At 70.2% G+C, this 13568-nt stretch carries 15 protein-coding genes; 2 read left to right on the top strand and 13 right to left on the bottom strand.

Going from position 1 to position 13568, the window contains the following annotated elements:
- Positions 1-2 precede the first annotated feature (2 nt).
- The 10 genes from FB157_RS38070 to FB157_RS49500 form a co-directional block, all read right to left on the bottom strand.
- Complete coding sequence (locus tag FB157_RS38070; protein WP_145885298.1) at positions 3-881, bottom strand: ABC transporter permease; 879 nt, start codon at positions 879-881, stop codon at positions 3-5.
- The gene (locus tag FB157_RS38065) at positions 868-1647 is read right to left on the bottom strand and encodes an ABC transporter ATP-binding protein (RefSeq protein WP_145885297.1); all 780 of its coding nucleotides are present in this window, start codon (positions 1645-1647) and stop codon (positions 868-870) included. Before FB157_RS38065 ends, FB157_RS38070 begins: the two co-directional genes overlap by 14 nt.
- Positions 1648-1679: 32 nt before the next feature.
- Entirely contained in the window at positions 1680-2747 is a 1068-nt protein-coding gene (locus tag FB157_RS38060; protein ID WP_145885296.1) for an aliphatic sulfonate ABC transporter substrate-binding protein, read from the bottom strand.
- 261 nt (positions 2748-3008) lie between these two features.
- Entirely contained in the window at positions 3009-4343 is a 1335-nt protein-coding gene (locus FB157_RS38050) for a sulfate adenylyltransferase subunit 1 (protein ID WP_145885294.1), read from the bottom strand.
- Between the two features lie 2 nt (positions 4344-4345).
- A complete protein-coding gene (gene cysD / locus FB157_RS38045; RefSeq protein ID WP_145885293.1) occupies positions 4346-5281 on the bottom strand; it encodes a sulfate adenylyltransferase subunit CysD in 936 nt (311 codons plus the stop codon).
- A complete protein-coding gene (cysC, locus tag FB157_RS38040; protein ID WP_145885292.1) occupies positions 5278-5814 on the bottom strand; it encodes an adenylyl-sulfate kinase in 537 nt (178 codons plus the stop codon). Before cysC ends, cysD begins: the two co-directional genes overlap by 4 nt.
- Before the next feature lie 86 nt (positions 5815-5900).
- A complete protein-coding gene (locus FB157_RS38035; RefSeq protein ID WP_145885291.1) occupies positions 5901-6611 on the bottom strand; it encodes a phosphoadenylyl-sulfate reductase in 711 nt (236 codons plus the stop codon).
- The gene (locus FB157_RS38030; protein ID WP_145885290.1) at positions 6608-6790 is read right to left on the bottom strand and encodes a hypothetical protein; all 183 of its coding nucleotides are present in this window, start codon (positions 6788-6790) and stop codon (positions 6608-6610) included. Before FB157_RS38030 ends, FB157_RS38035 begins: the two co-directional genes overlap by 4 nt.
- Positions 6787-8484, bottom strand: a complete 1698-nt coding sequence (locus tag FB157_RS38025) for a nitrite/sulfite reductase (RefSeq protein ID WP_145885289.1) — start codon at positions 8482-8484, stop codon at positions 6787-6789. The genes FB157_RS38030 and FB157_RS38025 overlap by 4 nt, the downstream gene beginning before the upstream one ends.
- 125 nt (positions 8485-8609) lie before the next feature.
- Positions 8610-8693 carry a putative leader peptide gene (locus FB157_RS49500; RefSeq protein WP_309486338.1) on the bottom strand — a complete coding sequence of 28 codons (84 nt, stop codon included), beginning with the start codon at positions 8691-8693 and terminating at the stop codon, positions 8610-8612.
- A 206-nt stretch (positions 8694-8899) separates the two neighbouring features.
- Here FB157_RS49500 and FB157_RS38020 point away from each other — a divergent pair, with 206 nt between their 5' ends.
- The gene (locus tag FB157_RS38020; RefSeq protein WP_145885288.1) at positions 8900-9433 is read left to right on the top strand and encodes a hypothetical protein; all 534 of its coding nucleotides are present in this window, start codon (positions 8900-8902) and stop codon (positions 9431-9433) included.
- Positions 9434-9450: 17 nt separating this feature from the next.
- On the top strand, positions 9451-10059 hold the full coding sequence (locus FB157_RS38015; RefSeq protein WP_145885287.1) for a hypothetical protein: 609 nt from the start codon (positions 9451-9453) through the stop codon (positions 10057-10059).
- Here FB157_RS38015 and FB157_RS38010 read toward each other — a convergent pair.
- The 3 genes from FB157_RS38010 to FB157_RS38000 all read right to left on the bottom strand — a co-directional run bounded on the left by FB157_RS38010 (position 9975) and on the right by FB157_RS38000 (position 13367).
- Positions 9975-10538 carry a GNAT family N-acetyltransferase gene (locus FB157_RS38010; protein ID WP_145885286.1) on the bottom strand — a complete coding sequence of 188 codons (564 nt, stop codon included), beginning with the start codon at positions 10536-10538 and terminating at the stop codon, positions 9975-9977. The genes FB157_RS38015 and FB157_RS38010 overlap by 85 nt on opposite strands.
- 65 nt (positions 10539-10603) lie before the next feature.
- Entirely contained in the window at positions 10604-11938 is a 1335-nt protein-coding gene (locus tag FB157_RS38005) for a hypothetical protein (protein ID WP_145885285.1), read from the bottom strand.
- A 151-nt stretch (positions 11939-12089) separates the two neighbouring features.
- A complete protein-coding gene (locus FB157_RS38000) occupies positions 12090-13367 on the bottom strand; it encodes a helix-turn-helix domain-containing protein (protein ID WP_186581878.1) in 1278 nt (425 codons plus the stop codon).
- Positions 13368-13568 lie beyond the last annotated feature (201 nt).

Below are 13568 nucleotides of genomic sequence, written 5' to 3'. Positions count from 1 at the left end.
CGTCAGCTCTTCACCAGCAGGCCGCGGCTGCGCAGCACCCACCGCTCCAGCGGGCTGAAGATCAGCAGGTCGATGGCGATGCCGACGAACAGGATGAGCAGGATGGCGAGGAAGACCGTCGCCATGCTGCTGTTCGTACGGCCCACCTCGAGCAGCTGGCCCAGACCCATGCCCATGTCCGGCGACTGGGCGATGATCTCGGCGGCCATCAGCGAACGCCAGGAGAACGCCCAGCCCTGCTTCAGACCGGCCACATAGCCGGGCAGCGCCGCCGGCATCACGATGTGCCACGTCCCACGCAGTCCCGTCGCACCCAGGGTGCGGCCCGCGCGCAGGAACAGCGGGGGCACCTGGTCGACGCCCGACACCAGGCCGTTGGCGATCGAGGGGACGGCGCCGAGCAGGATCACCGTGAACATCACCGAGTTGTCCAGGCCCAGCCAGATCACCGCCGGCGCGACCCAGGCGACCGAGGGCAGCGACTGCAGACCCGACAGGATCGGTCCGAACGCCGCGCGCACGAACTTCACCCGCGCCACCAGCAGACCCAACGGCGTACCGATGGCCAGGGCGAGCACGAAGCCCAGCAGGCCGCGGGACACGCTGCCCCAAATGTATTCGAGCAGGGTCCCCTTGAGCCACTGGTCCTCGACCTCGCCCCAGACATCGGAAGGGGAGGGCAGCTTCGACGGGTTGTCGACGACCGGGTAGAGCAGGCTCCAGGCCACCAGCACCACGGCGATGGCGATGACGGGCGGCAGGATCTTGTTCTTGAAGGTCTGGCTGAAGGGCGTCCGGCCGGTGGCCGTGGTCTCCAGCGCGTCGAGGCCCGCCTCGACGCTTCCGGCGTCCTGGGCCGGCGTGGTCTCAGTGCTGGCCATGACGGCGGATCTCCCCACGCAGTACGTCAGTGATCTCTAGGGACAGTTCGGCGACCGGCGCGTCCTCGATGCGACGCGGCTGCGGGATGTCGACCGTCCACTCGCGCGCGATCCGGCCCGGCCGGGACGACAGCAGGACGACGCGCTGCGCGAGCCGCACCGCCTCGCGCACGTTGTGCGTGACGAAGAGGACGGACAGGCCGGTCTCCGCCCAGATCCGGGTCAGCTCGTCGTGCAGCACGTCCCGCGTGATGGCGTCCAGCGCCGCGAACGGCTCGTCCATCAGCAGCAGATTGCTCTCCTGGGCGAGCGCGCGGGCCAGTGCCACGCGCTGGCGCATACCGCCCGAGAGCTCGTGCACGCGCTTGCCGTAGGCGCCCTTGAGCCGGACGAGTCCGAGCAGCTCCTCGGTCTTGTCGCGCCGGTCGTTCTTCGGAACTCCCCTGAGCTTGAGGGCGAGTTCGATGTTCTTGCCCGCGGTCAGCCACGGGAAGAGCGCGTGTTCCTGGAACATCAGGGCCGGGCGGCCGTCCGTCGCGATGTCGCCGACGGTCGGCCGGTCCAGGCCCGCCACCAGGTTCAGCAGGGTGGACTTGCCGCAGCCCGAGGCCCCCAGGAGAGTGACGAACTCGCCGGGCGCGACATCGAGGCTGATGTCGTCCAGGACGAGCTGCTGCCCGCCCGGTCCTGCGAAGGACTTCGAGACATGCTCAAGGCGAGCCGCGTACTCCACCGACTCTTCGGCCTTGACGAGGGTCGTTGCCATGGTCGTCACCTCCTGGGAACTCGGGTCGGGGATCAGCTGGCGCCGAGACCGGCGTCGTCCACCGTGCTCGCGCCCTCACCCTTGAGGACCTGGTTGAGGAGCGTGAGGTCGTAGATGCCCTTCAGGTTCGGCTTCTCCAGCAGGCCGGCCTTGACCGCGTGCTCCGCCTCGGTGTTGAGGGTGGAGGCCAGCGGGTCGTCGGTGAACTGGATCGACTTCCAGGCCGGGTCGAGGACGCCGGCCGGGAGCGCCTTGCCCGAATCCGCCTCCAGCTGCTTGTTCGCCACCGCCTTCGCCTTGTCGGAGTTGGCGTTGATCCACTTGTTGGCCTCGACGGAGGCCTTCAGCACGGCCTCGACGGCCTTCGGGTGGTCCTTGAGGAAGCCCTGCCGCACGATGATGTTCGTGATCACGAACTTCTTGTCCGGCCACAGCGACGCCTCGTCGAGCAGCACCTTGCCGCCCTCCGCGACCAGCTTGGACGCGGTCGGCTCCGGCACCCAGGCACCGTCGATGGCGCCGGACGCGTAGGCGTCCGGGGTGATCTTGTTGTCGGTGCGGAGCACCGACACATCGCCCTTGCCGGTGGTCGCGTCGACCTTCCAGCCCTGGTCGGCGACCCAGTTGAGGAACGCCACGTCCTGCGTGTTGCCGAGCTGCGGGGTCGCGATCTTCTTGCCCTTGACGTCCTTCAGGGACTTGATCTTCTTCGGGTTGACGACGAGCTTCACGCCGCCGGAGGCCGAACCGCCGATGATGCGCAGGTTGGTGCCGTTGGCCTTGGTGTAGCCGTTGATCGCCGGGGAGGGGCCGATCCAGCCGATGTCGATGGAGCCGGAGTTGAGGGCCTCGATCTCCGAGGGACCGGCGTTGAAGATCTGGTAGTTCGCCTTGGTGGCGCCCAGTTCCTTCTGGAACAGGCCCTGCTGACGGGCGACGAGCGCGGTGCCGTGGGTCAGGTTGCCGAAGTAGCCGATCTTGACGGAGGAAAGGCCGTCGATCTTCGAGGAGCCGGCGGCGACCTTCTCCTTCGCGTTGTCGGCCGTGGACTTGGACCCGTAGCCGCAAGCGGCGAGCGTGAGAAGGGGGAGCGCGGCCATGACCGCGAAGGTACGGCGAAGAGCAGGTGTAGCAGGCACGGGAGGTGTTCCTCTCGGAGGCCCGGCGGTCACGGTCTTTCAGGTCGTGGCCGGGAGGTCGGCAGGTCTTCGTCTACAGCGGTGGGGGGTGAGGGCGCGCAAGCAGTGCGCGTACGTCAGCGCACACATCGCGCCACTCCGCCCTGCCCGCTGCCGAGGTCGCCGCTGCCGACGCGGCCGCCCTCCTTCGCGAACGTGGAGTAGTAATCGGTGGAGTTCACGTCAGAAGTCCCACCCGTCGCTCTCGGCCTCGTCCTTGACCGGCTCCGGGGAGGCGAACGACTCGCCGACCATGCCCGCGGTGAGCGTGGTGCCGTCGTCCGGGTCGATCAGGATGAACGAGCCCGTGCGCCGCGAGTCGGCGTACGAGTCCACCGGCAGCGGTTCCGCGGTGCGGATCTTGACGCGGCCGATGTCGTTGGCGACGAGCTGTCCCGGGTGCGGGTGCAGGGACAGGTCGTCGAGCGTGAGGCGGGACGGGATGTCCTTGACGATGGCCTTGACCGTGCGGGTGCCGTGCTTGAGCAGCACCCGGTGCCCGACGGCCAGCGGCTGGTCGGCGACGTGGCAGACGGTCGCCTCCACGTCCTGCGTGGTGGCCGGCGCGTCCTTGGTCGGCACGATCAGGTCGCCGCGCGAGACGTCGACGTCGTCCGTCAGCAGGACGGTCACCGACTGCGTCGTCCAGGCCGCGTCGACCGGCTCGCCGAGCAGGTCGATGCCGGAGATCGTCGTCGTACGGCCGGAGGGCAGGATCGTGACCGGCTCGCCGACGCGGAAGGTACCGGCCGCGATCTGGCCCGCGTAGCCCCGGTAGTCCGGGTGCTCGGCGGTCTGCGGACGGATCACGTACTGCACGGGCAGCCGGGCGTGGCAGTGCGCCAGGTCGTGGCTGACCGGGACGGTCTCCAGGTGCTCCAGGACGGTCGGGCCGCCGTACCAGTCCATGTTGGCGGAGGGTTCCACCACGTTGTCGCCGGCGAGCGCCGAGATCGGGATCGCGGTGACCTCCGGGACGCCCAGCTCGGTCGCGTACGCCGTGAACTCCTCGGCGATCGCGGCGAACACGGACTCCTGGTAGTCCACCAGGTCCATCTTGTTGACGGCGAGGACCACGTGCGGCACGCGCAGCAGCGCGGCGATCGCCGCGTGCCGGCGGGTCTGCTCGACCACACCGTTGCGGGCGTCGACCAGGACCACCGTCAGCTCGGCCGTGGAGGCACCGGTGACCATGTTGCGGGTGTACTGCACATGGCCGGGCGTGTCGGCGAGGATGAACCGGCGGCGGGGCGTGGCGAAGTAGCGGTAGGCCACGTCGATGGTGATGCCCTGCTCGCGCTCGGCGCGCAGGCCGTCGGTGAGCAGCGCGAGGTCGGGTCCGTCCTGGCCCCGGCTCGCGGACGCGCGCTCCACGGCCTCCAGCTGGTCGGTGAGGACCGACTTGGAGTCGTGCAGCAGCCGTCCGACGAGCGTGGACTTGCCGTCGTCGACGGAGCCGGCGGTGGCGAACCGCAGCAGGGTGGTGGCCGAGAGCGCCTCGGTCGTGGTCGTGCTCATGCTTAGAAGTACCCCTCGCGCTTGCGGTCTTCCATCGCGGCCTCGGAGAGCTTGTCGTCGGCGCGGGTGGCGCCGCGCTCGGTGAGCCGGGAGGCGGCGATCTCGGCGATGACGTCGTCCAGCGTGGTCGCGTCGGAGTCGACGGCGCCCGTGCAGGACATGTCACCGACGGTCCGGTAGCGGACCAGGCGCTTCACGACGGTCTCGGACTCCTTCGGCCCGCCCCACTCGCCGGCGGTCAGCCACATGCCGGCCCGCTGGAACACCTCGCGCTCGTGCGCGAAGTAGATCTGCGGCAGCTCGATGCCCTCGCGGGCGATGTACTGCCAGACGTCCAGCTCGGTCCAGTTGCTGAGCGGGAACACGCGGACGTGTTCGCCGGGCGCGTGGCGGCCGTTGTACAGGTTCCACAGCTCGGGCCGCTGGCGGCGCGGGTCCCACTGGGAGAACTCGTCCCGCAGCGAGAAGACGCGCTCCTTGGCCCGGGCCTTCTCCTCGTCACGGCGGCCGCCGCCGAAGACGGCGTCGAACTTCTCGCTCTGGATGCGCTCCGTCAGCGGAAGCGTCTGCAGCGGGTTGCGGGTGCCGTCGGGACGCTCCTTCAGCACACCGCGGTCGATGTAGTCCTGTACGGAGGCCACATGGAGGCGCAGCCCATGTGCGGCGACCACACGGTCCCGGTACTCCAGCACCTCGGGGAAGTTGTGCCCCGTGTCCACATGGAGCAGCGAGAAGGGGATCGCCGCCGGGGCGAACGCCTTCAGCGCGAGGTGCAGCATGACGATGGAGTCCTTGCCACCGGAGAACAGGATCACCGGGTTCTCGAACTCACCCGCCACCTCGCGGAAGATGTGCACCGCCTCGGACTCGAGGGCGTCCAGGTGGGAGAGGGCGTACGGGCTGGCCGTACCCTCCTCGACCGTGGCGACGGTCGTCATGCCAGTCCCCTTTCGGTGAGCAGCGCGTGGACCGCGGCCGCGGACTCCTGCACGGTCTGGTGCTGCGACTCGATCCGCAGATCGGGCGTCTCGGGCTCCTCGTAGGGGTCGTCGACCCCCGTGAGCCCCGACAGCTCGCCCGCGGCCTGCTTGGCGTACAGCCCCTTCACGTCCCGCACCGAGCACACCTCGACCGGCGTCGCCACATGGATCTCCAGGTACGAGGTCCCGTTCTCCGTGTGCCGCTCGCGCACCGCCCGGCGGCTGTCCGCGTACGGGGCGATCACCGGGACGAGCGCCTTCACGCCGTTGCGGGCCAGCAGTTCGGCGACGTAGCCGATGCGCTGCACGTTGGTGTGCCGGTCCTCGCGGCTGAAGCCGAGGCCCGCCGAGATGAACTCGCGGATCTCGTCGCCGTCGAGCACCTCGACGCGGTGGCCCTCGGCACGCAGCCGCCCGGCAAGTTCGTACGCGATGGTGGTCTTGCCGGCGCTCGGCAGACCCGTGAGCCAGACGGTGGCTCCGGTGGTCACGTAATTCTCCTGGGTCGCAGTGGTCGCTTCGGTATCAGCAGTGACAGCCCGGACTGTGGGCGAGGTGTCGGTTGCCGCGGGCGCCGTCATCCGTGCAGCCCGCACTCGGTCTTGGCCCGGCCCGCCCAGCGGCCGGCGCGCGTGTCCTCGCCCTCCAGGACCCTGCGGGTGCACGGGGCGCAGCCGACGGAGGCGTAGCCGTCCATCAGCAGCGGGTTGGTCAGCACGCCGTGCTCGGTGACGTAGGCGTCCACGTCGTCCTGGGTCCAGCGGGCGATCGGGGAGACCTTGACCTTCTGCCGCTTCTCGTCCCAGCCGACCACCGGGGTGTTCGCCCGGGTCGGGGACTCGTCGCGGCGCAGGCCCGTCGCCCACGCCGCGTATCCCTTCAGGCCCTCCTCCAGCGGCCGGACCTTGCGCAGCGCGCAGCACAGGTCGGGATCGCGGTCGTGCAGCTTCGGGCCGTACTCCGCGTCCTGCTCGGCGACCGTCTGCCGCGGCGTGAGGGTGATGACGTTGACGTCCATCACGGCCTCGACCGCGTCCCGGGTGCCGATGGTCTCCGGGAAGTGGTAGCCGGTGTCGAGGAAGACGACGTCGACGCCCTTCAGTACCCGGGACGCCAGATGGGCGACCACCGCGTCCTCCATGGAGGAGGTGACGCAGAACCGCTTGCCGAAGGTGTCCACCGCCCACTGGAGGATCTCCAGCGCCGAGGAGTCCTCCAGGTCACGGCCCGCCTGCTCGGCGAGCTGCTTCAACTCCTCGGTCGTACGCTCTTCCTGAGCCGTCGTCATATCCGGTCGTCCCCTCCGTTGTCGGCTCGCCGAAGACCCCGGGAGAGCAGCCCGAGGAACTTCAGCTGGAATGCGCGGTTGCATGCCCCGCACTCCCAGGCGCCATGGCCCTGCTCGCTCGGACGCAGGTCCTCGTCGCCGCAGTAGGGGCAGTGGAAAGGTGCGGCCCGCTCGCTCACGACAGGGCCTCCTCGGACGCCCGGGCCGCCCAGGTGGCGAACCGCTCGCCGTCCTCGCGCTCCGCCTGGTAGCGCTTCAGGACCCGCTCGACGTAGTCGGGCAGCTCCTCCGAAGTGACCTTCAGGCCGCGGACCTTGCGGCCGAAGCCCGCCTCCAGGCCCAGCGCGCCGCCGAGGTGCACCTGGAAGCCCTCCACCTGCTCACCGTTGTCGTCGAGGACCAGCTGGCCCTTGAGACCGATGTCCGCCACCTGGATACGGGCGCAGGCGTTCGGGCAGCCGTTGATGTTGATCGTGATCGGCTCGTCGAACTCCGGGAGGCGGCGCTCCAGTTCGTCGATCAGCGAGATCCCGCGCGCCTTGGTCTCCACGATGGCGAGCTTGCAGAACTCGATGCCGGTGCAGGCCATGGTGCCGCGCCGGAACGGGGACGGGCTGACACTGAGATCCAGCGCCTCGAGCCCCGCCACCAGCGACTCGACCTGCGCCTCCTCGACGTCCAGCACGATCATCTTCTGCTCGACGGTGGTACGCACCCGGCCCGAGCCGTGCGCCTCGGCGACGGCGGCGATCTTCGCCAGCGTCGTGCCGTCGACGCGTCCGACGCGCGGGGCGAAACCGACGTAGAAGCGCCCGTCCTGCTGCCGGTGCACACCGACGTGGTCGCGCCAGCGCTCCACGGGCTGCGCGGGCGCCGGGCCGTCGACCAGCCCCCGCTGCAGGTACTCGTCCTCCAGCACCTGCCGGAACTTCTCCGCACCCCAGTCGGCGACCAGGAACTTCAGCCGCGCACGGGTGCGCAGGCGCCGGTAGCCGTAGTCGCGGAAGATCGAGATGACGCCCTCGTAGACGTCCGGGACCTCGTCCAGCGGCACCCAGGCGCCGAGCCGTACACCGATCTTCGGGTTGGTGGACAGGCCGCCGCCGACCCACAGGTCGAACCCGGGCCCGTGCTCGGGGTGGACCACGCCGACGAACGCGACGTCGTTGATCTCGTGCGCCACGTCCAGCAGCGGCGAGCCGGAGACCGCGGACTTGAACTTGCGGGGCAGGTTCGAGAACGCCTTGTTGCCGACGATCCGGCGGTTGATCTCCTCGACGGCCGGGGTGCCGTCGATGATCTCGTCCGCGGCGATGCCGGCGACCGGCGAACCGAGGATCACGCGGGGCGTGTCACCGCAGGCCTCGGTGGTGGACAGCCCGACGGCCTCGAGGCGCTCCCAGATCTCCGGGACGTCCTCGATCCGGATCCAGTGGAACTGCACGTTCTGCCGGTCGGTGATGTCCGCGGTGCCCCGCGCGAACTCCTGCGAGATCTCACCGATCACCCGCAGCTGCTGCGTCGACAGCCGCCCGCCGTCGATCCGCACCCGCAGCATGAAGTACTCGTCGTCCAGCTCCTCCGGCTCCAGGATCGCGGTCTTGCCGCCGTCGATCCCGGGTCGACGCTGGGTGTACAGCCCCCACCAGCGCATCCGCCCGCGCAGGTCGTTGGGGTCGATGGAGTCGAAGCCGCGCTTGGAGTAGATCGTCTCAATGCGTGTCCGCACATTGAGACCGTCGTCGTCCTTCTTGAACTGCTCGTTGCCGTTGAGCGGGGTGAAGTGCCCCGCGGCCCACTGACCCTCGCCGCGGTGACGGCTCACCTTGCGGCCGGGCGCGGACGCGGCGGGGTTCTGCGGGTTGGCGGCCATGGTTCTACGTCCTTCGGACAGGCGGGAAGCGGCTCTGGCCTGCGTATATGCGCACGCGGACAGGCGTGCGCGGCCTCGCGCAGGCAGGAATCAGATGTGCGGGGAGATCGGCGGTGCTGGGGCGGTCAGCTCGCCGGACAGATGGCGCTGGACATGCGGCCGAGGTCGACGTGCCGCCGACTCACCAAGGCAATTCCAGTTCCAGACATGACGGAAGCGTGTCACGGGGATCTCTGGGCAGTCCACTGTTATCCAAATAATGGACATGCATGTCTCGAATACCGGGACACTGTGATGTGGGTCTCGTACATGGCGTCAGAACGGTCTCGCGGCCTGTGTCCGAACCTGGGACACCCGGACATCTCCGCCCCTATCCTGCCGATCCAGGGACTGGGACGGCGAACGGGGGACGGCCGTGGGGGACCAGGTGCGGCAGTGGCTGCCGGCGGTGGGCGCCTTCGTCCTCGGGGTTCTGGTCCTCAAACTCAAGGACTGGTTCAAACGACTGGTGGACAAGGCGGCCGCCGCACTCTACCGCCGCCTGGCCGGCAGTGCCCTGCTCCGCCGCACGGCACTGCGCCGCTACACGGTCAAGACACACGAACGGAACCGGAGCTTCTTCGTCTCCTTCCGGCCGGACGAGAACCAGGCCATGGACATGGCGTCCGTCTACGTCCCGCTGCGCACCGCCACCGGCTTCGGCACCGATCAGCGGGAGGCCGCGGCCTCGCTGCGCGAGTCCCGCCAGGCGGTGGTGCTCGGCGTACCCGGCGCGGGCAAGACGATGCTCCTGCGGCACACCGCGCTGGCCTGGGCGCGCGACCGCTACCGCCCCGACCTCCGACACAAGTGCCCCCCGGGACTCCTCCTCCTGATCACCCAGCAGCCGCGTCCACCGGTCGGGCGATGGGCCGGGCCGGCGCACTGCCTGTCTGGCGTGCCCGGCTGATCGAGTGGATGCCGGTCATGGAGGCCCGGAAGACACTCCATGCCCTGCTGACCTCCGGCTATCTCACGAAGGTCATGTGGGAGCGGTCCTCGGACGAACTGGTCGAGCGCCGCAAGTCGGAGTGGACCAACACCGGCATGTGGGGGCTCGTGCTGTATGCGGTCACTACATTGGGAGTGATCGCCAGGTCCTGCGCCGCGCTGCTCGGATGGCAGCCTTGGCTCCTCACCCCCCACTGGATCGTCCCCGCAGTCGGCCTGCTGGTGGTCCTGGGGGGTCTTACCGGGTGCCTCGTGATCGCGGGGAGCGAGGAGGAGCCGGGACTGCGCGCCTCGTACGGGGTGGTGACATGGGTATTGGTCAGTGTGCCCGTCAATACGGCGTTGGGTCTTTCGGCACTGCTCCAGGCCTCGATCGTCGCAGCCGTGGTCTGCCTTCTGGTCGCGATCGTGGGCCTCTGTCTGCGTCCCACCTACCGCAACCAGGTGACCGCCGGCCTCACCTGGGATGTGCTGCGCTTCGTCGAGGACCTGGCCGCCCCCTACGCCCCCGGCCAGAACCCCGGCGTAGCCACCTCCGCCTCCAGCTCCACCATCGTGTCGAACAGCCTGAACCCCCGCCGCTGATAGTTGTCCATCGCGAACTCCCCGTCCTTGCTGCATGTGTGCAGCCAGACCCGCTTGGTGGGCGTCCGCTCGGGCCACCGTTCCGCCAGGTCCCACGCACGAGCCGCCCCGTACGACAGCAGGTGGCCCCCGATGCGGCGGCCGCGGAACGCGGGGATCAGGCCGAAGAGGATGATCTCGACGACGCCGTCGTCCTGCGGGTTCAGCTCGACGTACCCGGCGGGCGTGCCGCGGTCGTAGGCCACCCAGGTCTCCGCGCCGGGACGGTCCAGCTGCTCCTGCCACCGGGCGTAGTTCCAGCCGAGGCGGTCGGTCCAGCGGATGTCGCCGCCGACCGCGGTGTACAGGAAGCGGCTGAACTCGGGGGAGGGGACCTCGGCGCGGACGATGCGGACGTCGCCCTCGGGGGCGGCGGCCGGCAGGAGGTCGGCGGGCGAGGTCTGTTCCAGGGACCAGGTGGTGACAGGGATGTTGCTCATGCGGGCCAGGGAATCATCCCGCCCGGCGATCTGTCGATCGACCAGGTCACCCAGGTCACCCCAGGTCAGCTCACCGAACGGTCGAGCGCCGCCAGCGGCACCGCGAACAGCATCCGGTCCGAGACGGACCACACCTCGCCCGTCTCCTGCCAGTAGGACAGGGATCCCGCGGACTCGGCCCAGCAGCGGTGGGAGGAGTCCGAGCCGCAGTGAGCCGCCTTCGCCCCCTTCGCGTCCTGGCGCCACAGTCCGCCGTGCCCGTCCCCGGAGCTGGACAGCTGTCCCACATACCAGGACGGACCGGCCGATCCGGCCTGCCGGTAGGACAGGACACCCCGGATCCCGGCCGCCCTGGTGCGGTAGGCCTCGACCGCGTCCACCCGCCCGGCGGCGTCGGTGGCGAGCAGTCCGCTGCGCGCGGGGTCCGTGCTGAAGACGTAGCGCCACAGCCTGGCGTGCCGCTCGCTGCCGGGGGCCGTCCACTCACCGGCGACCAGGCTGTCGGGTGCGGTGCCGCGGTCCAGGGAGAGGGTCGCGGGGCAGGGCGGGCCGGAGGCGGTGCAGCGGCCGGCGAGGTAGCGGTAGGAGCCGACGGCGGGCATCACGTACTCGTAGCCGTCCCCGGACCAGCCGCCGGGCACCCGGCCGATCGCGGGCGTGTCGACCGTGGTGCGCTGGATGCGGTCGAGGTCGTAGACGTAGAGCGCGTCGGCGTCGCCGGCCGTGGTGGTGACCAGGAGCTTGTCCTGGTACCAGACCATGCCGGAGACGTGGGAGACGAGGCCCCGGTAGTCGCGGCCGCCGTCGACGGGGACCACCAGCAGCACCCAGCGGTAGACGGGGTGGTCGGGGTCGTCGGCGTCGACGAAGGCGACCCTGGCGAGGCCTCGCTCGGCGGTGGTCCCGGTGGTGGTGCTGTGGGTCCAGCCGGTGAGGATCGCCCGGTGGGTGCCCCAGACGCCGTCGTCGTCGGCGTCGCCGGAGGTGGTCACCGAGACCGGGTGCCAGGCGGTGGTGGCGGTGTCGGCCGGGTCCCAGCAGTAGGCGCGGGTGGCGGCCGGGGCGACGGGCAGGGTCGCCTGGTCCTCGGAGGTGCAGTCGGTGCTCGTGGTGAGGGTGCGGTCGGCGCTCCGCAGAACGGTGTCCACGCCGACCGGGCGGCCCATGGACGCGGCGAGTCGGTTCAGGGTGCGGGCCGGCACCAGGCGCTCCTGCAGGCGCAGCGGGGCGGTGTCGGCCTGGGCGGTCAGGGGCTTGAGCGGGCCGGGGTTCTTGGCGACCGTCGCCTGTGAGGCGCTGATCAGAGTGGCGGCCGCGGTGAGTGCGAGCGCGGTTCCGGCGAGGAACGCGCGCACGGCTGCGCCCCGTCTGCGCCGGCGGTGTCTGCCGCGATGTCTCATGTCTCCTCCCGAGGCGGGCCAACTGCGCCTGGTGGTCCGTACGTTGACCGAGGAGCAGGTGGGGAGGCCCGTAGGGATGCTACGGCAGCGGCGGCCGTCACAGGGGCAAGACCCGCAAATATGCGGAAGATGCCCGCATCGAACCCACCTGTCACCCCACCGTCCGGCCGGCGGTCCGGCCTCGTGCCACCGCCGGTGCCGTCGACTGGGGCAGCAGGTCACGGGGGTTGTCGGGCAGGAGCACCTCGATCTCCGTGTTCTCGCAGAAACGATACGGCCGGTGTCGCAGAAGATCCCCAAGATATCGGCGAATTCTGGACATTTCAGCCCTAACGGTTACTGTCCTGGATGAATCACCGAACAGGTCTTCGGCCAGACCCGCCGCGCCGCGCCCCGAAGGGTGTTCGGCGAGCAGGTAGAGCAACTCGGCGTGCCGGGGACTCAGTTCCCGGGACCAGGAGCCCATCGCCCGGGCCACGGTCACCGAGCTGCGGCCCGGCCGGCTCAGGTCCAGCAGGATCCGGGTGGCGCCGGACGGCAGCGGCTCCTCGGCCACCCGCAGCAGCCAGCCCCCGGCCAGCGGCTCCACCGTGCAGGTGCCGAGCGCGGCCAGCCATCGGTGGCCCGGCGTCAGGGACTTGGGCAGCGTCACGCGCCGCAGGTACGGCATCCCGGTCACGGCCGCAGTCCAGCCGTCCCGGTCCACCGCCAGGGCCCGCCCGTCCAGCCGGGCCAGCACCGGCGCCGCGACCGCGCGCAGCCGCTCCAGCGAGGCAAGGTGCAGCTCCCGCAGCCGGGCCTCGGCGAGTTTGGCCACCGAATCCACCCAGGCGAGGGTCGCCGGATGCATGGTCTCCAGCGGGCCGCTCACGTCCACCACCCCGATGAGCCGGCCGTCCCTGGGGTCGGTGATCGGGGCTCCGGTACACGTCCAGGAGGCGTGCGAGCGGACGAAGTGCTCGGCGGCGAAGACCTGTACGGGCCGCCGTACGACGGCGGGGGTGCCCACGCCGTTGGTGCCGACGACGTCTTCCCGCCAGTCCGCGCCCAGTTCGAAGCCGAGTCCGTCGGCCTTGCGCAGCACCGGCGGGGATCCCTCCCGCCACAGGACACGGCCCTCGGCGTCAGCCACCACCATGATGTGCTGGGCGACGTCCGCGACCGAAAGCAACCCCTGGCGCAGCACCGGAAGAATGTGCCTGAGCGGTGACTCCTCGCGTCTGCGCCGCACTTCGTCGGCGGGCAGCAGCCGGGATCTGAAGTCGTGGTCGGGGTCGACGCCGCTGCGCAGCATCCGCCCCCAGGACTGCTCGATCACCGGCCGGGGTGTGATTCGGGCATGTTGCCCGGCGAGCGTGGCCTCGCGCAGCTCGCTCAGCACCCGCGCCGCCTGCGCCGCGTCCACGGCGACCAGACGCGCCACGTTCATCGGCGGGTTCGCCACTGGGGTCCTCCCGGAAAAGTCCTCGAACACACTTGTCAAGCCGTCCGGGCGGCGGTTTCCGGTCCGACTCCTCCTCCCATACTGCCGCCCGGCGCATGCCGGAGGCACAGAGTCCGCGCACAGTCACCATCAAGTTGCAACCCCTTGCAACCCTGGTGAATGGCACGAGGCTGGCCGAGACTTGAC

The sequence above is a fragment of the Streptomyces sp. BK340 genome (assembly GCF_007827595.1).
Lineage (GTDB): Bacteria > Actinomycetota > Actinomycetes > Streptomycetales > Streptomycetaceae > Streptomyces.
This window is presented reverse-complemented; position numbering and strand designations above follow the sequence as displayed.

Coding starts and splice junctions, on each gene's coding strand:
- FB157_RS38065 (WP_145885297.1), bottom strand. CDS start 1,647: ATGGCAACGACCCTCGTCAAGGCCGAAGAGTCGGTGGAGTACGCGGCT.
- FB157_RS38035 (WP_145885291.1), bottom strand. CDS start 6,611: ATGACGACGGCTCAGGAAGAGCGTACGACCGAGGAGTTGAAGCAGCTC.
- FB157_RS38060 (WP_145885296.1), bottom strand. CDS start 2,747: ATGGCCGCGCTCCCCCTTCTCACGCTCGCCGCTTGCGGCTACGGGTCC.
- FB157_RS38050 (WP_145885294.1), bottom strand. CDS start 4,343: ATGAGCACGACCACGACCGAGGCGCTCTCGGCCACCACCCTGCTGCGG.
- FB157_RS38015 (WP_145885287.1), top strand. CDS start 9,451: ATGGAGGCCCGGAAGACACTCCATGCCCTGCTGACCTCCGGCTATCTC.
- FB157_RS38070 (WP_145885298.1), bottom strand. CDS start 881: ATGGCCAGCACTGAGACCACGCCGGCCCAGGACGCCGGAAGCGTCGAG.
- cysD (WP_145885293.1), bottom strand. CDS start 5,281: ATGACGACCGTCGCCACGGTCGAGGAGGGTACGGCCAGCCCGTACGCC.
- FB157_RS38010 (WP_145885286.1), bottom strand. CDS start 10,538: ATGAGCAACATCCCTGTCACCACCTGGTCCCTGGAACAGACCTCGCCC.
- FB157_RS38005 (WP_145885285.1), bottom strand. CDS start 11,938: ATGAGACATCGCGGCAGACACCGCCGGCGCAGACGGGGCGCAGCCGTG.
- FB157_RS49500 (WP_309486338.1), bottom strand. CDS start 8,693: ATGTCTGGAACTGGAATTGCCTTGGTGAGTCGGCGGCACGTCGACCTC.
- FB157_RS38000 (WP_186581878.1), bottom strand. CDS start 13,367: ATGAACGTGGCGCGTCTGGTCGCCGTGGACGCGGCGCAGGCGGCGCGG.
- FB157_RS38025 (WP_145885289.1), bottom strand. CDS start 8,484: ATGGCCGCCAACCCGCAGAACCCCGCCGCGTCCGCGCCCGGCCGCAAG.